Annotated in this window: 21 protein-coding genes; 13 read left to right on the plus strand and 8 right to left on the minus strand. The window is 33.1% G+C overall.

Annotation, left to right across the window (positions count from 1 at the left end; genetic code table 11):
* Positions 1-29 precede the first annotated feature (29 nt).
* Positions 30-1,040, minus strand: coding sequence for a LacI family DNA-binding transcriptional regulator (locus tag AAFU52_RS05530; protein ID WP_024771686.1), 1,011 nt, complete (start codon positions 1,038-1,040; stop codon positions 30-32).
* A gap of 283 nt (positions 1,041-1,323) precedes the next feature.
* On the opposite strand from AAFU52_RS05530, the gene AAFU52_RS05535 reads away from it, so the two are divergent.
* From AAFU52_RS05535 to AAFU52_RS05590, 12 genes are all read left to right on the plus strand, one after another.
* Positions 1,324-1,659 (plus strand): arsenosugar biosynthesis-associated peroxidase-like protein, encoded by a 336-nt coding sequence (locus tag AAFU52_RS05535; RefSeq protein WP_024771685.1) that lies wholly within the window; start codon positions 1,324-1,326, stop codon positions 1,657-1,659.
* Between the two features lie 115 nt (positions 1,660-1,774).
* Positions 1,775-2,842 (plus strand): arsenosugar biosynthesis radical SAM (seleno)protein ArsS, encoded by a 1,068-nt coding sequence (arsS, locus tag AAFU52_RS05540; protein ID WP_024771684.1) that lies wholly within the window; start codon positions 1,775-1,777, stop codon positions 2,840-2,842.
* A gap of 18 nt (positions 2,843-2,860) precedes the next feature.
* Complete coding sequence (locus AAFU52_RS05545) at positions 2,861-3,352, plus strand: rhodanese-like domain-containing protein (RefSeq protein WP_438425802.1); 492 nt, start codon at positions 2,861-2,863, stop codon at positions 3,350-3,352.
* Position 3,353: 1 nt separating this feature from the next.
* Positions 3,354-3,962: a TIGR04282 family arsenosugar biosynthesis glycosyltransferase gene (locus AAFU52_RS05550; RefSeq protein ID WP_438425803.1), complete on the plus strand. Its 609-nt coding sequence runs from the start codon at positions 3,354-3,356 to the stop codon at positions 3,960-3,962.
* Positions 3,963-4,130: 168 nt separating this feature from the next.
* On the plus strand, positions 4,131-4,943 hold the full coding sequence (locus AAFU52_RS05555; protein ID WP_024771681.1) for a purine-nucleoside phosphorylase: 813 nt from the start codon (positions 4,131-4,133) through the stop codon (positions 4,941-4,943).
* A gap of 97 nt (positions 4,944-5,040) precedes the next feature.
* Complete coding sequence (arsM, locus tag AAFU52_RS05560) at positions 5,041-6,009, plus strand: arsenosugar biosynthesis arsenite methyltransferase ArsM (RefSeq protein ID WP_438425804.1); 969 nt, start codon at positions 5,041-5,043, stop codon at positions 6,007-6,009.
* A gap of 145 nt (positions 6,010-6,154) precedes the next feature.
* A complete protein-coding gene (locus AAFU52_RS05565; RefSeq protein ID WP_438425805.1) occupies positions 6,155-7,273 on the plus strand; it encodes an inorganic phosphate transporter in 1,119 nt (372 codons plus the stop codon).
* Between the two features lie 135 nt (positions 7,274-7,408).
* The gene (locus AAFU52_RS05570) at positions 7,409-8,527 is read left to right on the plus strand and encodes a pyridoxal phosphate-dependent aminotransferase (RefSeq protein ID WP_438425806.1); all 1,119 of its coding nucleotides are present in this window, start codon (positions 7,409-7,411) and stop codon (positions 8,525-8,527) included.
* A gap of 181 nt (positions 8,528-8,708) precedes the next feature.
* Positions 8,709-10,214 (plus strand): hypothetical protein, encoded by a 1,506-nt coding sequence (locus tag AAFU52_RS05575; protein ID WP_024771677.1) that lies wholly within the window; start codon positions 8,709-8,711, stop codon positions 10,212-10,214.
* Positions 10,215-10,425: 211 nt separating this feature from the next.
* Positions 10,426-11,349 (plus strand): DUF547 domain-containing protein, encoded by a 924-nt coding sequence (locus AAFU52_RS05580; protein WP_438425807.1) that lies wholly within the window; start codon positions 10,426-10,428, stop codon positions 11,347-11,349.
* A 377-nt stretch (positions 11,350-11,726) separates the two neighbouring features.
* Positions 11,727-12,476 (plus strand): DUF547 domain-containing protein, encoded by a 750-nt coding sequence (locus AAFU52_RS05585; RefSeq protein WP_024771675.1) that lies wholly within the window; start codon positions 11,727-11,729, stop codon positions 12,474-12,476.
* Between the two features lie 76 nt (positions 12,477-12,552).
* A complete protein-coding gene (locus tag AAFU52_RS05590; protein ID WP_035092733.1) occupies positions 12,553-13,266 on the plus strand; it encodes a TIGR04283 family arsenosugar biosynthesis glycosyltransferase in 714 nt (237 codons plus the stop codon).
* Here the strand turns inward: AAFU52_RS05590 and AAFU52_RS05595 are convergent.
* The 3 genes from AAFU52_RS05595 to AAFU52_RS05605 form a co-directional block, all read right to left on the minus strand.
* On the minus strand, positions 13,256-13,744 hold the full coding sequence (locus tag AAFU52_RS05595; RefSeq protein ID WP_152538612.1) for a hypothetical protein: 489 nt from the start codon (positions 13,742-13,744) through the stop codon (positions 13,256-13,258). The two genes, AAFU52_RS05590 and AAFU52_RS05595, sit on opposite strands and share 11 nt — an antisense overlap.
* Before the next feature lie 161 nt (positions 13,745-13,905).
* A complete protein-coding gene (locus AAFU52_RS05600) occupies positions 13,906-14,883 on the minus strand; it encodes an alpha/beta fold hydrolase (protein WP_438425808.1) in 978 nt (325 codons plus the stop codon).
* 172 nt (positions 14,884-15,055) lie between these two features.
* On the minus strand, positions 15,056-15,469 hold the full coding sequence (locus AAFU52_RS05605) for a nuclear transport factor 2 family protein (protein ID WP_024771671.1): 414 nt from the start codon (positions 15,467-15,469) through the stop codon (positions 15,056-15,058).
* A 339-nt stretch (positions 15,470-15,808) separates the two neighbouring features.
* Here AAFU52_RS05605 and AAFU52_RS05610 point away from each other — a divergent pair, with 339 nt between their 5' ends.
* A complete protein-coding gene (locus AAFU52_RS05610) occupies positions 15,809-16,003 on the plus strand; it encodes a hypothetical protein (RefSeq protein ID WP_438425809.1) in 195 nt (64 codons plus the stop codon).
* Positions 16,004-16,082: 79 nt separating this feature from the next.
* Here the strand turns inward: AAFU52_RS05610 and AAFU52_RS05615 are convergent, their stop codons facing one another.
* The 4 genes from AAFU52_RS05615 to AAFU52_RS05630 all read right to left on the minus strand — a co-directional run bounded on the left by AAFU52_RS05615 (position 16,083) and on the right by AAFU52_RS05630 (position 20,116).
* The gene (locus AAFU52_RS05615; protein ID WP_438425810.1) at positions 16,083-17,342 is read right to left on the minus strand and encodes a POTRA domain-containing protein; all 1,260 of its coding nucleotides are present in this window, start codon (positions 17,340-17,342) and stop codon (positions 16,083-16,085) included.
* Positions 17,339-18,340 (minus strand): glycoside hydrolase family 113, encoded by a 1,002-nt coding sequence (locus AAFU52_RS05620; RefSeq protein ID WP_438425811.1) that lies wholly within the window; start codon positions 18,338-18,340, stop codon positions 17,339-17,341. Before AAFU52_RS05620 ends, AAFU52_RS05615 begins: the two co-directional genes overlap by 4 nt.
* A 43-nt stretch (positions 18,341-18,383) precedes the next feature.
* Positions 18,384-19,298: a hypothetical protein gene (locus AAFU52_RS05625; protein WP_438425812.1), complete on the minus strand. Its 915-nt coding sequence runs from the start codon at positions 19,296-19,298 to the stop codon at positions 18,384-18,386.
* Between the two features lie 107 nt (positions 19,299-19,405).
* The gene (locus AAFU52_RS05630; RefSeq protein WP_438425813.1) at positions 19,406-20,116 is read right to left on the minus strand and encodes a DUF547 domain-containing protein; all 711 of its coding nucleotides are present in this window, start codon (positions 20,114-20,116) and stop codon (positions 19,406-19,408) included.
* Between the last annotated feature and the right edge of the window lie 73 nt (positions 20,117-20,189).

The following is a 20,189-nucleotide window of genomic DNA, read 5'->3' on the forward strand; positions in this document are numbered from 1 at the left end:
TTATTTAGATGTTTACCTCGGCTTGTATTTTAATAGGTAGAATCTCTTAATATTAAGGATGTTTTGACAATCTCGGTATTTGTCTTATAATTTTCAACAAAATCATCTAGTTGGCTTACTAAAATCTGAGCAGCTTTTACTCCTAAATCCTCGGCATGTTGAGAAACGGTAGTAAGTTTTGGGTACGAATATTTAGATAACAAACCATCGGTAAATCCAATAACCGAAATATCTTCAGGAATTTTATATCCTAATTTATGTGACATATTTATGGTGATCGCAGCAGCTGTTTCATCTAATCCAAGAACCGCATCAATATCATTATTTTTAAGGAATTTCTCTATTTCATATTCATTAGTATTAGAATCCTTCACTACCAATTCTATTAGGGATACTTCATCATTGGCACCTACAGCTTCTTTTGCCCCTTCTAAACGTAACTTAGCTACGCTAAGGCCGCCAATTGTTGTAATTACGGCTATCTTTTTACAACCAGTATCAATAAGATATTTCGCCGCTGTTTTTGAAGCCTGTTTATCATCAACAATCACTTTATCACATTCGATCTCTTCTGTCACTCTATCAAACATTACTAAGGGTACATTATCCCTTTTTAGTTCTTTAAAATGTTCGAATTCATTGAGAACTTGTGTTTCATGACTTAGTGATACTATAAAACCATCGACACTACTATAGTTTAACATCTCTACATATTCTACTTCTTTTTTATAAGATTCATTTGTAATGCAAGTCACAATTTTATATCCATTTTCTGAAGCTTCCTGTTCAATTCCGTAAAGGACTTTTGCAAAAAAATGATTGAGAATTTCGGGTAATATCACTCCAATAGTTTTGGTCTTATTACTTTTTAAACTTACTGCCAGTGCATTTGGTTTATAATTATAAAAGTCAGCAAGTTCATGTACTCGAGTAATTGTCTTTTGACTGATCTCTGAGTCGTTTTTTAACGATTTTGAAACTGTAGAAATAGAAAGGTTTAATTCTCTGGCAAGTTGTTTTAGGGTTACTTTTTTCCTCATAGCTTCAATTTTGGCTTCATAGTATTAAAAGAAGAACTGTCGAACTTCAACGCCTAAATTAAGCTTTTTTCTTAACGTAATATTAATATCGTAATTAGTTTGTAGTGTAATTCCTATATTTTTGCCAAAAAAATAGTTCATTTATTAATTAGGGTTTTTTATCTTACATATCTTTAAGAATTCACATACTTTTTAAAGAAATAAATAATTTCTAATGTAAGTATATCTATACCATTAACGACATAACATTACATGTCTGTAACTCAAAAAAAAACAATCCCATATGTCAAAAACATATTATGACCCTGCCGACTTAAGAAAATTTGGAAAAATCACTGAATGGAGTGAAGAATTAGGTACCAAATTCTTTGATTACTACGGTAAGGTTTTTGAAGAAGGAGCACTAAGTGCCCGAGAAAAATCATTAATTGCACTTGCTGTTTCTCATGTTGTGAAATGCCCTTACTGTATCGATGCTTATACTAAAGACGGGCTACAACGAGGGATTACAAAAGAAGAGATGATGGAGGCGGTACATGCTGGTGCTGCTATAGAAAGTGGTGCCACTTTGGTTCATGGAGTACAGATGATGAACAAATATGATAAGCTTTCTATGTAAATAGATTTGGTCTTACCAGGAACAAAAATTTATAAGCCACTTATCCTGGCTTGTTTTAAACTAAATGAAATCAAATTAGATTAGTCCCAAAAGAAATATAACCCAAGAACGGAAGATGTCAGAAGCTAAAACAAAACAATCTTTACATAAGCGCAATGATCAGTTAGCAAATGCCAACAGGCAATTAGAAATCTTGAATAATGGAATTTTTGCTAGTGGTGAACTCCCCAGATTTGCCGATAAAATATCAGAAATTGGTCATACTACTTTGCGCCCTAATACGCTTGAAGTTTTACAGATTAATGTGGGGTATATGTGCAATCAGGTTTGTGAGCATTGTCATGTAGATGCGGGCCCCGATCGTAAAGAAATTATGACCAGAGAAACCATGCAGCAATGCCTGGATGTTATTAAAAAAACTGGTGCGCATACCTTGGACCTAACAGGAGGAGCCCCAGAAATGAATCCTAACTTTAGATGGTTTGTAGAAGAAGCAAGTAAAGCAGGAATCAAAGATTTTATTGTACGTAGTAATCTTACTATTATTAGAGCAAATAAAAAATACTATGACCTTCCTGATTTTTTCAAAAAACATAACGTACATGTAGTCTCTTCTATGCCTCACTGGACCAGAGGAAAAACAGATAAGCAACGTGGCAATGGTGTTTTTGATAAGTCTATAAAAGCTCTTCAGGAGCTTAATGACAGAGGGTATGGTATGCCTGGCAGTAGCTTAAGGTTAGATTTGGTATACAATCCTTCGGGAGCATTTTTACCAGGAGACCAAGGATCAATGGAGAAAGATTTTAAAAAGGCGTTGTTAGAAGATTTCAATATCCAATTCCATAATCTTTTTGCCATTACCAACTTACCTATCAGTAGGTTTTTGGATTACCTAATCGCTTCAGAAAATTATGAAGATTATATGTATGCTCTGGTAGAAGCATATAATCCTGATGCGGTAGCAAATATAATGTGTACTAATACCATCTCTGTAAGTTGGGATGGGTGGTTATATGATTGTGATTTTAATCAGATGCTAGATCTCAAAGTAGCAAGTAAAGTAAAACATATAAGTGAATATAACGAAGAATTACTTCAGGACAGAAATATTATCATTTCGCAACATTGTTATGGATGTACGGCAGGAGCAGGAAGTAGTTGCCAGGGAACAGTAGCTTAATATTTCTTGAGATTCTAAATGAAGATTTTTATACTTTCAATATCATTATTTTTTTCAATTATAGCTAGTGCTCAGAATTCATTAGATGAATTGCTACGTCAATACAATAACGAAAGTATTCCTTATATTTCGGTTTCAACATTAAAAACCATTCAGGATACAGTACTAGTATTCGATGCAAGAGAGAAAAAAGAATATCAGATAAGTCATTTAAAAGAAGCAATTCATGTTGGGTATGATTATTTCAAAATAGAATCTATTACACAACAACATATCCCTAAAGATTCTCATATAGTCGTTTATTGCAGTATTGGCATTCGATCAGAAGATATCTCGGAACAGCTAAAAAATGCTGGATATATTAATGTTTATAATTTGTATGGTGGTATTTTTGAATGGAAAAATAAAGGCCTCCCTATTCTAAATTCTAAAGAAGAATTAACAGATGAAGTCCATACCTATTCTGAAGAATGGAGTAAATGGTTACATAAAGAAAAAAAAACTCCTTGAATTGAAAGAAAAAAATCTACTTCTAATCTTTACCCGAAATCCAGAATTGGGTAAATGTAAAACCAGACTGGCAGCCACTATTGGAGATCAGCCAGCTTTGGATATTTATAAATTCCTACTACAACATACAGTTGAAATCACTAAAAATCTAGAAGTTCATAAAGAAGTTCATTATTCTGTACAAATAAGAGATAACGACTCCTGGAAACCAGATATTTACACCAAAAAGCAACAGATTGGAGATGATTTGGGGCAGCGAATGGAGTATGCTTTTGCAGCAGGTTTTGCTAATGGATATCAAAACATTATCATTATCGGAAGTGATATGTACGATTTAACCCAAAAAGATATAGAAAATGCATTTCTGGCTTTGACATCTCATGAGTATGTAATTGGCCCTGCAGAAGATGGAGGATACTATTTATTTGGAATGAAATCCTTAAATTCACAAGTTTTTAAAAATAAAACCTGGGGAACAGAAACCGTTCTTAAGGATACACTAAACAATATTCAAAAAGAAAACCTAAAATTATTGGAAGAACGCAATGATATTGATTATTATGAAGATATTAAAGACATTGCTGTTTTTCAAAAATTTCTACCAATTTAATTTTTTGATGACGTATAATTAAATTGAATTATTTTTTTCAAGATTAAGGCAAAATATTTTTGCATAGCCTTAGTTATGGTAAAATATTTTAACAAAAAAATTGAGGAAAATAAACTATTTAATGCGTAATTAGAAAGTTAAATTGGTATTATAAGCTAACAAAACAATATGATCAAATACATCGAAGAAACCACAGAATTCCTTCAGAAAAAAGGCTTTGAAAATCCTGAAATAGGAATCATACTAGGAACTGGATTAGGACAATTAATTAATGAAATAGATATCATTAAAGAAGTAAGTTATAATCATATTCCAAATTTCCCAACAGCTACTGTAGAATTTCATAAAGGAAAATTAATTTATGGAAAACTAGAAGGTAAAAATGTAATAGTCATGCAAGGGCGTTTTCATCTTTACGAAGGATATTCGCTTCAGGATGTTACCTACCCGGTACGTATCATGCACAAACTAGGGATCAAAACTTTATTAGTTTCTAATGCCTCTGGAGCTGTTAATCTCAATTTCAAAAAAGGAGAATTAATGCTTATCGATGATCATATTAACTTACAAGGAAGCTCACCTCTGGCTTTTAAAGGTGTAGAACAGTTAGGAAGTCGTTTTACAGATATGAGTGCTCCTTATGATGCAGATATAAGTGCAAAACTTGAATCTATCGCCAAAGACAATAATATCAATCTTCATAAAGGAGTATATGCGTCTGTAGTAGGTCCTCAACTCGAGACTCGTGCAGAGTATCGTTATCTTAAAATTATCGGTGCCGATGCAGTAGGAATGAGTACTGTTCCCGAAGTGATTGTAGCGAATCATCTGGATCTATCTGTAGCAGCTGTTTCTGTTCTTACTGACGAATGTGATCCCGATAATTTAAAACCGATAAATATCGATGAAATTATTGCAATGGCAGGAAAAGCAGAGCCAGAAATGATACTATTATTTAAAGAATTAATAAAATCATTGTAAGTAGTAGTGAAAGTTTTTTCCTCGCTTTTCGACAAAACTGATTATAACCCAAAATAACTTATATTTCCTTCTTAATTGGAAAGACAAAAATTAATATATGAGCTACTTAAATACCACTCACGATGTGTATAAAGAAGCAGCATTAACTCCAGATATAGGTTTATGCTGTACTACTAACCCAATCTGGGAACTACCCGGGCTTAAGATTCCTAAAATTATGCAGGAAATGAATTATGGCTGTGGTAGTACGGTAAATGCACGTGACCTAACTAATTCTCCAAAAACCTTATATGTAGGTGTTGGAGGTGGAATGGAATTATTACAATTCTCATATTTTTCTCGTCAAAAAGGTGGTGTTATAGGGATTGATGTTGTTAATGAAATGTTGGAGGCTTCTCGTAAGAATTTTGAAGAAGCTGAAGCTCAAAATGACTGGTTTAAAAGTGAGTTTGTTGATCTAAGATATGGAGATGCTCTTAATCTTCCTGTAGAAGATAATAGTATTGATGTTGCCGCACAAAATTGTTTGTTTAATATTTTTAAAGCAGATGATCTTCGAAAAGCAATCGAAGAAATGTATCGTGTATTAAAACCACATGGAAGATTGGTTATGAGTGATCCAACTTGCGAGCAACCGATGAATGATACATTACGTAACGATGAGCGATTAAGAGCTTTATGCTTAAGCGGAAGTTTACCTATTGCAGAATATGTAAAAGCGTTAACCGATGTAGGTTTTGGTACTATAGAAATAAGAGCACGTAAACCTTATAGAATTTTGGATCCAAAACATTATGATACTGATGAATTGATCTACATAGAATCTATAGAAGTAGCTGCAATCAAAGATCCAATGCCAGAAGATGGCCCCTGTATATTTACAGGAAAAGCAGCAATATACTATGGCGATGAAGACTATTTTGATGATAAAAAAGGTCACGTATTACTTAAGAATCAACCAATAGCTATATGTGATAAGACCGCTGGTGCTATAGCTGATTTAAACAGAGATGATATATTTATTAGCGAATCTACCTACCATTATGATGGAGGTGGATGCTGTTAAAAGCGAGGGCTAATTAACTATAACCTGAGAAGTCGAAGACAAGTATTTGCCTTCGGCTTCTTTTTTTGTTTTCTTTCATAGATGCTGTAAGGTAATACAATACAATACGTCGGATTATGGACAACTAATTCTTAACTGGATACTGATGATATTGATTCTTCTTTTTATTGCTTCTTGTTTCTTGGCTTATAGTAATGGTGCAAATGATAATTTTAAAGGCGTTGCCACACTCTTCGGAAGCGGAACTACTAATTACAAAAAAGCAATAAATTGGGCTACAATAACAACATTCTCAGGTTCTGTTGCTGCTATCTTTTTGGCAGAAGAATTGGTAAAAAACTTTTCTGGAAAAGGACTGGTTCCTAATGAATTAATCCAAATGCCAATTTTTGCTATCTCCATTGCTCTTGGAGCTGCTTTTACTGTATTTATTGCCACAAAAATAGGAATGCCTATATCAACAACTCATAGCCTTGTAGGTGCTCTTTTTGGCGCCGGAGTAATGGCCATTGGTACCGAGTTTAATTTTGCAAAACTTGGGAAAACGTTTTTAGTTCCTCTTATTGTAAGTCCATTAATGGCTGCTGTATTAAGTTTATTATTGTATATCATTTTTAGATATATCAGGAAAAAACTTAATATCACAAAAAACAGTGGGATCTATATTGATAAAAAGCAAGAAGCAGAAGCGATAACAGTTTCTGCACATCATATGAACACAGTTGCTACAGAAACCAAGATTACAACTTCTATCCGCCACACCAAAGTAGAAACCTACAACGGGAAATTATTAGGTATTAATTCACAGAAAATATTAGACAGTTTACATTATCTAAGCGCCGGGATTGTTAGTTTTGCACGAGGACTTAATGATACTCCTAAAATTGTAGGGTTACTATTAATCATTAATTCTATGGATATTAAGTGGGGAATGATTGCTGTTGCTATAACCATGGCATTAGGAGGGCTTATAAATGCCAAAAAAGTTGGTGTTATTATGAGTAAAAAAATCACTCCTATGAATTCTGGACAAGGGTTTACTGCTAATATGATTACTGGTCTATTAGTAACTACAGCAAGTATTCATGGTTTACCTGTTTCTACAACACATGTATCTGTTGGTTCTATATTTGGGATTGGCACCGTAACCAAAAAAGCAAACCCTAAGATGATTTCTAAAATATTATTATCATGGGTACTCACGCTTCCGATAGCAGCTATTGCTAGCGGATTATTATTTAAGTTACTTCAACATATAGTATAGTCAAATTTCAAAACTTACGAAGTTTAATTAAATCCATATCCTACATTTCTAAATCACAATTCTTAAACCCATAAGAGCTTTAAAATCAATAAATTGTTATCTTTAGAAAGCAAATCATTTTAAAGATAAAATATCATGGATAGAAGACAATGGTTAAAATCTACTTCGTTGGGAGGGAGTTTTGCATTATTAGGAGGTTTAGGTATCACTAATGCTCTAACATTAGAAGAAATCAATAAATTCAATCCCAGACCACTATCAAAACGTATACGATTAAGTTCTAATGAGAATCCTTATGGTCCTTCAGAAAAGGTAAGAAAAGCCATTATAGCTGCTTTTGATCATAGCTGTCGATATCCATATGCATATGCCGATGAACTAGCCACAATTTTAGCTCAAAAAGAAAGAGTAACCAAGGATCATATTATTATCTGCGGTGGTTCTACAGAAGGGTTAAAAATCACAGGGCTTACTTTTGCTTCGAATGGAGGAGAGATTATTGCGGGGAAACCTACTTTTCTGGCTATGATGACATATGCCAAGCAATGGGGTGCAGAGGTAAATTGGGTACCTGTAGGTGACGATAAAGGATATGATATGGCTGAGATCGAAAAACGAATTTCTTCAAAAACAAAACTAGTTTTTCTTTGTAACCCCAACAATCCAACTTCTACTGTTCTCCCTTCAAAAAAGCTAATAGATTTTTGTGATGCTATTAGTAATAAAACTATTTTATTTAGTGACGAAGCTTACTATGACTATATCGAAGATCCTGATTACCCTTCGATGGTCGAACTCGTAAAACAAGAAAAAGATGTTATCGTATCCAGAACATTTTCAAAAGTATATGGTATGGCGGGTCTTCGTATTGGTTATCTTATTGCAAAACCAGCTTTAGCAGAAAAACTTCGAAGAAATATGGTGGCCTATAGTAATGTTCCTGCTATCGCCGCAGCTAAAGAAGCATTGAATGATAAGGAGTTTTATAACTTTAGTCTACAAAAAACCCGGGAAGCAAAAGATATGATTTATAAAACCCTGGATACTTTTAAACTCCCCTATGTAAAATCGCATACCAACTTTATCTTCTTCAAGTCTGGAAAAGATATACGCACATTACATAAAGAAATGTTAGAAAAAGGAGTTTTAATAGGTCGACCGTTTCCTCCTTTCTTTGATTGGTGTAGAATAAGTACAGGGACTATCGAAGAAGTCACTCTATTCACCCAGGCATTAGCCAGTCTTTATGAATAGTCTATACAGCAGTATTATAGACTAGACATTACATTTTAAACTTTATTTTTTAAAGGAATTAATTATACAACAAAATCACAAACAGTTTATTAACCCACTAAACATCAGTCTTTAACCCCTTGATCACTATTTATATAATACTTTATTTTAAGTTCCAGTATTAACAACAAAAAAAACGAGTATGGACTTAGGAGAAGTAAAAATTGCGGTCGGTATCAACGTAGATATTATTAAGGGAATTGTTACTCATTTATATGCTACAGAAGTTATTCCTTCATCATTTGAATTTGGAGATATTCAAATTCAAATCAATGAACCAACCGTAGAGGTCAGAGAACCTGCCACTAATAATGCCAGGCTAGGTTTACACATTACCGGTGAGTTTAAAAATGGAGATTCTGATGCTTCTCCATTTGATATTTGGATGAAACTTAGTCCTTTTGTACGAGGTGTTTCTGGTTCATCACCGGTTGCTGCTTTATCTGTTGAAGAGGTAGAAGAAGCTACACCAGAAGATATCGGCGGACTTGTAGGTACATTTGCCACAGGTTTGATCGATGATATCTTGAAAAATATGGATATTCCTATTTATAATTCGTTGATAGGAGGAATAGAAGGTTCTGTCTTTGAAGAAGATGAAATCCCTAACAGATCCACCTGGAATACTGATTTTTATCTGGGAGCTGTCTCACAAATAGAACATGTACAGGTTGGGTTTCCGCCGGGACAGCCACAAAACCCGCAAGTAAACAACAGTACGATGTTGGATACCACTCCTGCATTAATCGCCACATTGGCATTACCTGGAGAATCTGCTCAAATGCCAGAAAATCATTCCATTGTTCCAGAAAATACCGGGATCCAAATTATTATATCCAGAGATGCTATGGACACTGTGTTAGCAAAAAAAGCACAAGAAAAAGTAGGAGAAAGTATCGAGGGAGCCACTATAAATGCTATGCAAATGAGTATGCATGATTTGGGAATTCAGATAAGTGGTGAGGCCGAAAAATCGGGAGCAACTATAGAATGGGATGGGGTTTTACTCTTGTTTTTTAGAAAATTCTACAATGTAAAAGGCTCTATTCGCTGGCATGATGGATTTGTAAATGTATTTACCAGTGGAATTGATGTTGATGTAGATATCCCGTGGTATATCAAACTGTTGAGAGCATTTTTATTCGTTTTAGGACCTATTGGCTGGATACTTGATGCTACTTTGATTGCTCCAAAAATCAGTGAGGCAGACGAAGCGCCTGATCTTGTAAGAGGAGCTTTTAGAGAAGAGGTCGGTGAAGCATTACAGGATATGATTGGTAACGTCGGAGGGCTTTCTGGAGAAGATGAAGTCCCTTTTATGGACTTTGGACAAGATTCCTGGGTTCTTAATGGTCACTACACACATAGTATTCTTGCTTTTTCAGGACTCAATCGTGATGAAATAGCCAATGTAGAACACGATGTATTCGAAATAGAAGGGGCCCATGGTTCTTCGGTAGGAATGATTAACCTAGCTAGTGGATATCGACTTCATCCAGAAGAATTGGGTAGATTATTAAAGAAAGGTATTATGGAGATTCCAAATGTACATGGTGTAGAAGCCGATTATGGATTCTATGTTAGAACAAATCCTAATGATGACACTACAGATAATTTGGTAGACCCCTTAGAGATTCATACAGATTGATAATCTATGGTTCTATATTTGGTAGCGTTAAGGTAAAAAGTGTCAGTTTAAGTGCTTCTTCCCCTAAAGTCGAAGCACTCGAATTGACGAATTTCAAAATTAAAAAACACCAAAAAGTATATCACATTTAGTTTTTCAAAGAATCTTCATCCTACTCAGAGTATTATCCAGCAGGAAATGTATCTTAGTTAAATTAAAAAGTGATTATTTAATGAAGAACCTATTTTTTATCGTCTTAATTTGTTTTTTTGTTGCCTGCGGCGGAAGTAAAAAAGCCATTCAAAATACTACTCCCGGTGAGCACACAACAGCCGAAGAAAAAATAAATTCTCCTAAAATCATTGTTCCAGTAGAAGAAAAAGCACCAGATACAGCGATTGAAAAAGTAGAACCCGAAGAAGAAGAAGAAGAAGAAGAAGAAGTTGAGGAGGCTGCACAACAACAAAAAGAAACAACTACAATAAAGGAAGATCCAAAAGTCAATATCGTCAAAGCATTTAATCATCAACCATGGAATGATTTGCTACAGAAACATGTCTCTGCTAATGGTATTGTGAATTATATCGGTTTTAAACAAGACCATTTGGCACTTAAATCTTATCTGGCAGCATTACGTAAAAATATCCCAACAAAAAGCTGGAGTAAATCTGATACATTGGCATATTGGATGAATGTATATAATGCATTTACCATAAAATTAATCCTCGATAATTATCCTTTAAAAAGTATCAAAGACATTAAGAATCCATGGGATTTGCGTTTTTTTAAACTAGGAAACAAATGGTATACTCTTAATGATGTAGAACATAGAATTTTACGAAAAATGGGGAATCCCAGGATTCATTTTGGTATCAATTGTGCTTCTATTTCTTGCCCTCGGTTATTAAACAAAGCGTTCACAGCTCAAAATGTAGATCGGGAGTTAGAAAAATTAACTATTGACTTTATCAATGATACTAAACAAAATACAATAACTTCTAATAGTGTTCAACTTTCTAAAATATTTACCTGGTTTGCAAAAGATTTTAAAACTGAAGGTTCTTTAATTCATTTTTTAAATAAATACTCCAAAATTACTATTAATACTAACGCAAAAAAGAGCTTCAAAAAATACAATTGGAGTTTAAACGAATAGTAAAATAGTATAGAATTTCACTCATTTCTTGTCTGGCTTTTTATTCTAATACAAAATTTTAAGAAAATAAGTAGTTGATTATGGCTTTTTAAAAAGTTAAAATTTACCTAAAAAAAACATGTCTGCTACTAGCAGAAATTTTTATTAACCCAGAAAATCATCCTCAACATTAACAACTTACAATCAAATAGTTAGAATCATTTTCTCTATCATAAACTTCCTATTTACTCTATACCTCGCATACCTGATTATTAACCCAAAAATCAACTAAAACTAAATTTTAACTGTAAGTTCATTTCCTGATTCTCTACTAAAACCATAGATTTTAAAAGAAGAGTTAATAAAAACTAAATAATAACCATCTAAAACCTAAAAAAATGAAAGCTCCAAAAATTATATTAGTGCTATTTGCCATATTATCAATAAATCAGATTCAGTCACAAAACAGTTTTGATCATATCATTTGGGATCAAGCATTACTACTAAATGTATCTGATGATGGAAAAGTAGATTATAACGGATTTATGAGAGACAGCTCTCAATTATACCGATATTTTAAACAACTTTCTGATAATCCGCCTCAAGAAAATTGGACAAGAGAAGAGAAATTGGCGTATTGGATCAACGCTTATAATGCTTATACTATAAAGCTTGTTATAGACAGTTATCCCTTAAAAAGCATTAAAGATCTTGAAGATCCCTGGGGGAAAAAATTCTTCAAAATTGATGGAGTATGGTATAGTTTAGGTGAGTTAGAACACAAAATTCTAAGGAAATTTGGTGACCCAAGAATTCACTTTGCAATCAACTGTGCATCGATTTCTTGTCCCGTGGTATGGAACAGAGCATATACTGCTGATAACCTTAATACCGCTCTGGATAGTCAAACTGAAAAGTTTATTAATGACCCTACCCGAAATACAATTACAAAAGATAAAGTAATAGTTTCGAAAATATTTACCTGGTACAAAAGGGATTTTAAAGTAAATGGTGGTGATGTTAAGGATTTTATTAACAGATACGCTGCAATAAAAATTGACAAACAATCAAAAAAAGGATATAAAGAATACGATTGGAAACTAAATGAGCAATCAAAAGATTATCCTGCAGCAGTTGTACTAGATTAGAAAACAAAAGGTAAATAAAGAATATGAATGGAGCTTAAATGAGTAAATTTACAGTATAATCGAATTCTTAGTAAAATTGAAAATATCCATTATTATCCCCATATTAAATGAGGCAGAAACAATTAGCCGTCTGATTTCTCACTTAATTAGATCTTGTGATACTAAAGAAAATATAAAAGAAATTATCATTGTAGATGGCGGTAGTGTCGACGGTTCTCAAGATATTGTAAATACCATAGTAGAGAACGAATCAATTTTGATTAAGCTTCTTTCATCAAAAAAAGGTCGAGCCAAACAACTAAATACAGGCGGTAATACTGCAAAAGGTGATATTCTGTACTTTCTTCATGCGGATTCTTTTCCTCCTCAAGGTTTTGATACCGATATTATAGCAGAGGTTAAGAAAGGAAATAATGCAGGATGTTTCAGAATGAAATTTGATTCTAATCATTGGTGGTTGCAATTTCTTGGATGGTTAACACAATTTAAAAGTAAACGATGTCGAGGTGGTGATCAGAGTCAATTTATAACCTTGGCTCTATTTCGGCAAATTGATGGTTATGATGAGTCTTTTATTGTTTATGAAGATAATGATTTGGTAGATCGCCTTTTTGCTATAAACCAGTTTGTAATCATCCCCAAACATGTGATTACTTCTGCCAGACGTTATGAAGAGATTGGTGTATGGCGTTTACAATATCATTTTTTAAATATTCATATGCGAAAATGGATGGGAGCTTCTTCTGAAGATTTATATCGCTACTATAAAGAAAAGGTTGTTAATTTATAAGCCTTAGTTCTTCAATAGTATTAGTAATCTTATTTTTAAATACTACGATTTCTGTACTTTGGTCTTCTGTAGTATCCACATCAATATTATATTTCTTTACTTTTCCATCAGACATTAGTATTCTAAAATAAAACGCTCCCTGATCTACGCAATCTGGACACCCATATACCTTGCCAGTTCCATTTTTTAATTCATCAGGAATGCCTGATAACAATGAATTATATTTTTCAAATACTTCTTTAGAATACACAAATGAGCTTTTAAATGTAAAGTCATTGGAATAGTAATTTACAGTATTGTCTTTTGCTATTTTTTCTGTATCAATTTCAAATACATTAAAACAATTTTCAAGACACTCTCCAGAATATTTTCCGAAAACTAAAGATTTAATCGTATTTTCAGTAATAGTATCATCATCACTATTGCATGACAAAAACAAAAAGGTAAAGGAAATTAAAATACCATAAAAAGATCTCATCTGCATATATTTTTATACTTAGTAGATTACAGGCATGAAAAAAGGTTGCGTATTCCAAATACCAGGATCAAGATTGAATGGCGTTTCATACCATAGAAAAAAACGACTTCTATATAGATTAATATAAAAGTCGTTTCGTATTATTTATTGATTTAAACGCTCTATTTAATGTTATTTTTCTTTAAAAATTTAAGAATGTAACCTGCGATTTCATCTCCTTTTTCTTCTAATGCAAAATGTCCAGTATCTAATAAATGAAAATCTATATTCTTTAAATCTCTCTTATAAGGATATGCGCCTTCGGCCGGAAAAATATGATCATTTTTACCCCAAACAATTAATGTGGGCGGTTGATAATCTCGTAAGTATTTTTGCCATTTAGGGTATAACGGAATATTAGTTCTGTAATCATAAAACATAGCTAATTGAATCTCATTATTTTCTTTTCGTGTTAAATGCTGCAAATCAATTTCCCAATTGTCCGGACTAATTTTATTAACCTCCTGAACACCATGGGTATATTGCCACTTTAATCCTTCTAGCTTATGAAAACCCTCTAAAGCTTTACCATTTTTAACCGATGGGTCATTCCAATATGTTTTAAGAGGATCCCAAAACTCTCTAATACCTTCATTATAAGCATTACCGTTTTGAACAATTAATGATTCTATTCGATTAGGGTATTTAGAAGCAACCCTAAACCCTACAGGAGCACCATAATCCATAAGGTATAAACTAAACCTCTTCACTTCTAGTGTGGCCAAAAAACCTTCAACAATAGTAGCCATATTATCAAAAGTATAGTCAAATTCTGATAGCAATGGCTGTTCTGATCTTCCGTATCCAGGGTAATCCGGTGCCAAAATATGATAATCATCTGCCAGGTCTACAATCAGATTTCTAAACATATGGGATGATGTGGGGTACCCATGCAACAATAGAATGGTAGGCTTATTTTTTGCCCCTGCTTCTCTGTAAAATATATCCAATCCATTTACTTCAACAGTTTTATATAGTGTTGATGTATGTCGTGACTTAGTATCCTTATTACCTGTTTCTAAATTCTTCGTAAAAGAATACATTGTTAGTGTAATCATTGCAAGTACTGCAATTCCTAATGTGATTTTTATTGTTCTCATGATTCTAAAAGTGTAATGTTAGTAATTCAATTTAATTACCGAACGTTCGGTAATTTTATTATATAAAAAAATAGTACGATTACTATCTTTTCTTTTCTGTTGTATTTTAACGAGTTCTATGTTCGTTTAGGTAACCCGCTGAGATAAGTTTTGTTTCTTGCTGAGATAATTTCTAAATATACTTTCTCTCTCCTTCGGTTATAGCAATATCATTGATACTTGCATATCTCTTTTTCATTAAACCATTTACGTCAAATTCCCACATTTCATTTCCGTATGCTCTATACCAATCTCCTGTTTCATTCTCATATTCATATTCGAATCTTACCGCTATGCGATTATCTGTATGTGCCCAGTACTCTTTCTTTAATTTATAGGTGAGTTCTTTTTCCCATTTTTGGGTAAGAAACGCAACGATTTTATCTCTTCCTTTCAGAAAATGATCTCTGTTTCTCCACTCGCTATCTATAGTGTAGGCCAGGCTAACTTTTTCTGGGTCTTTTGTATTCCAGGCATCTTCTGCCATTTGTACTTTTTGTTTTGCTGTTTCTTCTGAAAACGGAGGTAGTGGGAATTTCTGTTCCATAATAATTCTGTTTTGATGTTTACTCTTTCCAGTAATTGATCTTGTCTAAACTTGATATTTTACTTCTAATACGAATACAAATATATAAACATATAGTTTTTTACCAAACGTTCGGTAATTAATTAACTTCTTTTTAACGAATAGGTGCGTATGGGTGCGTATGGGTGCGTATGGGTGCGTATGGGTGCAAAAAGGCGATTTTGAAGAAAAAAAATTCTTTTAAAAACCAACAAAATAAAACTTCAGCCTATAATAATATCAAAAAAATTCTTGCAAGAATAGACATAAACCTGAATGTCTCTAATTGTTCAGGAAAATTATATTTTTAAAACCTTAATTATGTTAAAAAACATTCTGAATTTAAATGGTGCTCAAAGATTAAGCAAAGATGAGCAACAATCTGTTAATGGGGGTCGAGCAGGAAATTGCCCTACATATCCTCCCGAAATATGCACCTTTTGTAGTGGTGGTTCATTATTCAATGGTTGTTGTATGGGATCTCCATTAGTGCATCAATGCTTAAATGATTTTTAGTAACTACTAATCCCACTAAGTAATAGGGTTTGGTTTATTTAAAGTCAAGCCCTTTGCTATATTGAATAAAACCAGATCATTAAAAATATTGCCCAATCCCAAATACAAATCCTTTAGTAGCATCGTCTGTAACCCCATGCCCATAATCAATTCTAAAAATGGCATTAAAAATTCGTTTATGCATAAAACGTAAACCTACGCCTGGATATATTCTGAAATTTTGAGACTCTCCAAAATCTCCAAAATCTCCTCCGGGATTACGCCAACTTCCTCCATCTACAAAAACATTGCTTTGCAGCACAAACCAATTTTTCTCATACAAAGTATGTCTATATTCGGTATTAAGAACAATCACTCCTGTTCCTCGATCAATAGTGTTCCCAACACCTCTAATATTAAGATTATTATCTACTGCAAACGGTGCAAATGGAGAATCATCATTGCTCGCTAACCCTAATCGTAGCCTGGAAGACCAATTTCCTTTTTTACCTACTCTTTTATGGTATAAAAAATCATTCCACCCAATAAGAAAATCGGGTAAGACGTTTTCGGTACTCACCACATATTGTAAATTTAATGTGCTTTTAAATCCCGACACATATTGGTAATCATAATCCAAATCATCGTATTCATATATTAGCTTATATAATAGCTTATTAACATCAAAATCTTGTGGTATTCCTGCTTCAGTAGCACCGCGTTTATATGTATAATCTTCATTAAAATAATTCACTCCCAACTCAATACGATTCTGAAGATTAAATTGATATAACCCTAATACTTCATACGAGGTATTGTTATACTTATAATCTGCTGTACCATTTTCTAGAAACACAGGTTCTTCGGTAGTAAGATTACTATAATTAAAGGCCACCCCTAATTTCTTACTAAACAAAAACGGTGCCCTTAGATTTGCTCCATAAGAGCTGTAAATATCATTTTGATACAATCCTCCCAGGGTTATATTTTGGCCAAACAAATTAAACTCATACAATCCCACTCTAAAAGCAAATTCATCATTATTAGTCGTATAGAGATTGGCAGAAGGGATGATCGTAAAATTTTCTTCTATCCCATAAATCACCTCATAGCCTTCTTCTTTTTCATTAACCTGGTAGTAGGCATGTGCTATAGAAGGTAATCTCTTTAATCTCTTAATATCCTCTTCGATCTGTAAAGAATCCAGGGCCTTTCCTTGCTCAATATTGGTGAGTCTTGTGATAGCCGAAGTCTTAGTCTTATTATTTCCTTGTATACGAATTTCGGAAACCACTTTGTTTTGCCCAAAGGCGAAACAAGTGGTAAAAAATATGATGAAAACAATTCGGGAAAGATTCATTTGTTTGTTGAGTAAAACTCTTTTATTAGTTGTTCTGAAGGTTTGTTTTGTATCGTAAATCGATTATTACGCTCTCCTCCAACTTTATTGTGATTATGGTACCATTTCCAAAGAAATCCTCCTGCAAACCAAGGTTCATTCCAAAATTCCTGATACAAAGCGGTCAATGCATTATTTTGTCCTTCGAGATCAACTTTACCATCAATACGACTAGAATCCCAAGGCTCTTTTCCTGTAAAATGAAGACTTCGATAGCCATATTCTGTAAATAAAACAGGTTTCTTCATTTTGGTTTGTAATGTGATAATATTACTTTTATGTTTTTGCCATCCTTCCTTAAACTCCTCTACTGTTGGTGTTTTACTATGAGAAATTGGAAAATAAGCATCTACACCTATATAATCCAATTGATCCCAAAAAGGTGCTTTATCAAACTGATCCCAGTTTTCTGCATAAGTTAATTTTCCTTTATATACCGATCGTATTTTGGTAATCAAATGATTCCAAAACTCGGATCTTTTCTGAACGAACGTATGTAACTCTGTACCGATACAAAGTATAGGAACTTGCATCTCTTCTGCCAATACCGCATAGAGTAGTATAAAATCTTCGTATGATTTTTCGAGTGTTTTCCAGTCTTCTTCAGATTTCATACTGATATTACCTGTAAACTCTCCTCTCCACACCCAAATTTGAGGTTTTAACATCACCTTAATTTCTCTATCATGCAGTAATTCAATCGTTTTTTTGGCTCCATCTCTTCGCTCTCCCCACCATTGCCTTTCGATATTAAAAACTACAGTGGGTGTTTCTAAGTTTTTTATAAATCCAAAAGGCATCACTGCAGCCCAATTGGCATTGACTTCTACAACAGGATCAATCTCTGCAGCCGTAATCTCCTCTGGAGAACCTACAAAACTAACTCCATTTATCTTAGGTCCTTGCCCAGAACACGTACAAAAAATAAAGGCTAACAATAGTAGGAAAATATTTTTCATGCTCTTTTTTTACTGCTGAAAATACGATTTTTATACTATTGTTCTAGAATAATGCTCTTAAACCTAAACTAAATGTTTGCCCTAATCCTTGAAAATTATTCCCTCTAACAATCTTACCAAAGGATGCTTCTAAATTAAGAACTTTAGTCAGCTGATATTTACCACCAAACCCTAACTGTGTATAATCCTGATCAAAATCATTTCCTAAATCAAACAAAAAAGCTTGTTGAGCATTTACAAAAATTGTAGATTTTGAACTTGGGAAATAACTTAAAAAAGCACTTAATGGCACAAACAAACTATTATTTGCAAATCGTTCTGATATATTTTCACTAGCTGGATCAGCATCTACTGACTTTTCTCCAAAATTATATCCTAAATCCGCTTCTGTAAAAATCTGCCATTTGTTACCTCCAAAAGTTTTATCATAGAAAAACTTAGTCTCCCAGAAAAAGCTTCTTTTATCTAAATAAGGTGCATTTGGAACATCTTCAAACACAGGGATAAAAAACGAACTGGTAAAAGAAAAGTTTGCAACATTTTTAAAAGGCTGTATTCTTATTGAGGGTGCAATTGTAGTAAGTCCACTTCTGGCATCAGTAGTATTATCTTTAAAATTCAGTACTTCCAATGCTCCTGCTCCTCCATAAGTATTTGCTCGAACCTGAAAGATAAGCCCAATATTAACTCTCGAATTTTTACTAATCCCGGTAAATATTTCAGTAGTATTGGTAAAAAAAGTTTGTCTATCTATAGTAACCGATTTAGATCCCGAGTCGGTTTGTTCTGTTTGTGTGTATATGCTATTAAAAAATTTAATATCCCATTGTCCTTTCTTTAAAAGTTTAGAAGGTGTAAACTCCTGGATATTTGATTTTCCTGAATCCTCATCCTGTGCTAATCCTATGGCCATAACAAAAATGCTTAGCGCTGTAATTAGTATTCTTTTGGTTTTCATTATTGTGTTTTTTTTACATAAGTATCCTCTTTCAAAGTAGCTTTGGTATAAAAAACTTTGATGAAAATTCTTATTTGTTGTTATAGATTATTTTGAAAAAATTGTGATTATTTAACTTGATTTAAACTCCAATCATAGGAGTAATATGATACTTTGGCTTTTGCCGGAATTTTCTCTTTTCGGAATTTATTTACAAAATCTACCTCTGATCCGTTCTGAGTAAAATCTACCTTATACCATTCAAAAATTTGTGATAATTGTACTTTATTACCCTTTACTTTAATAAAATTAGGGTTATTTAAAGCTTTTACCGTTTGGCGTTGTAATTGAGCTTCTAATGTTGAAGGCTTATAAGCCGAAGGTATAATTGGAGGACAACCTAGACCTGCACATACTAACACAAAGTGAAATCGAGCTTCCTTAGGAAATTTTTTACGAAGGATCTTATTTTCCAGATCATTAAGTGTTGTTTTCTTACCTCCTAAAGTATAGGTCGTTTTATCAAAAAAACCTTTGATGTCTAATGGAGATTTAACAGGGTATTTATTAATAACACCCTTTATAACTGCCAAATTATACGCATTAATATAAAAAGCCTGATACGTTTTTGGTTTGCTTGTAGTAACTTTTATGGTTGCGGCCATCTCCAACAATTCGTTTAATGAAGATGGATTCTTTTTTATGGTTTTATAATTCACTCTCCCATTAGATACATAGGTTTTAAAAAAGCTATCTGCTTTAGTAAAAAACGCTGTACTACTTTGCGAAAACCCAAATTGAATTGAGAGAAGAACTAATAGAATTGTTATTTTTTTCATCCTTTACCTTTTATATCAGTTCAATCAAAAAACTGAATTTATCGTATTTTAAATTGTTAAAATTTACCTTGGT

This window comes from Aquimarina macrocephali (genome assembly GCF_051627225.1).
Taxonomy (GTDB): domain Bacteria; phylum Bacteroidota; class Bacteroidia; order Flavobacteriales; family Flavobacteriaceae; genus Aquimarina; species Aquimarina macrocephali.

Coding starts and splice junctions, on each gene's coding strand:
- AAFU52_RS05530 (WP_024771686.1), bottom strand. CDS start 1,040: ATGAGGAAAAAAGTAACCCTAAAACAACTTGCCAGAGAATTAAACCTT.
- AAFU52_RS05595 (WP_152538612.1), bottom strand. CDS start 13,744: ATGAGATCTTTTTATGGTATTTTAATTTCCTTTACCTTTTTGTTTTTG.
- arsM (WP_438425804.1), top strand. CDS start 5,041: ATGAGCTACTTAAATACCACTCACGATGTGTATAAAGAAGCAGCATTA.
- AAFU52_RS05620 (WP_438425811.1), bottom strand. CDS start 18,340: ATGAAAAATATTTTCCTACTATTGTTAGCCTTTATTTTTTGTACGTGT.
- AAFU52_RS05535 (WP_024771685.1), top strand. CDS start 1,324: ATGTCAAAAACATATTATGACCCTGCCGACTTAAGAAAATTTGGAAAA.
- AAFU52_RS05545 (WP_438425802.1), top strand. CDS start 2,861: ATGAAGATTTTTATACTTTCAATATCATTATTTTTTTCAATTATAGCT.
- AAFU52_RS05600 (WP_438425808.1), bottom strand. CDS start 14,883: ATGAGAACAATAAAAATCACATTAGGAATTGCAGTACTTGCAATGATT.
- AAFU52_RS05605 (WP_024771671.1), bottom strand. CDS start 15,469: ATGGAACAGAAATTCCCACTACCTCCGTTTTCAGAAGAAACAGCAAAA.
- AAFU52_RS05555 (WP_024771681.1), top strand. CDS start 4,131: ATGATCAAATACATCGAAGAAACCACAGAATTCCTTCAGAAAAAAGGC.
- AAFU52_RS05630 (WP_438425813.1), bottom strand. CDS start 20,116: ATGAAAAAAATAACAATTCTATTAGTTCTTCTCTCAATTCAATTTGGG.
- AAFU52_RS05580 (WP_438425807.1), top strand. CDS start 10,426: ATGAAGAACCTATTTTTTATCGTCTTAATTTGTTTTTTTGTTGCCTGC.
- AAFU52_RS05565 (WP_438425805.1), top strand. CDS start 6,155: ATGATATTGATTCTTCTTTTTATTGCTTCTTGTTTCTTGGCTTATAGT.
- AAFU52_RS05585 (WP_024771675.1), top strand. CDS start 11,727: ATGAAAGCTCCAAAAATTATATTAGTGCTATTTGCCATATTATCAATA.
- AAFU52_RS05575 (WP_024771677.1), top strand. CDS start 8,709: ATGGACTTAGGAGAAGTAAAAATTGCGGTCGGTATCAACGTAGATATT.
- AAFU52_RS05615 (WP_438425810.1), bottom strand. CDS start 17,342: ATGAATCTTTCCCGAATTGTTTTCATCATATTTTTTACCACTTGTTTC.
- AAFU52_RS05625 (WP_438425812.1), bottom strand. CDS start 19,298: ATGAAAACCAAAAGAATACTAATTACAGCGCTAAGCATTTTTGTTATG.
- AAFU52_RS05610 (WP_438425809.1), top strand. CDS start 15,809: ATGTTAAAAAACATTCTGAATTTAAATGGTGCTCAAAGATTAAGCAAA.
- arsS (WP_024771684.1), top strand. CDS start 1,775: ATGTCAGAAGCTAAAACAAAACAATCTTTACATAAGCGCAATGATCAG.
- AAFU52_RS05570 (WP_438425806.1), top strand. CDS start 7,409: ATGGATAGAAGACAATGGTTAAAATCTACTTCGTTGGGAGGGAGTTTT.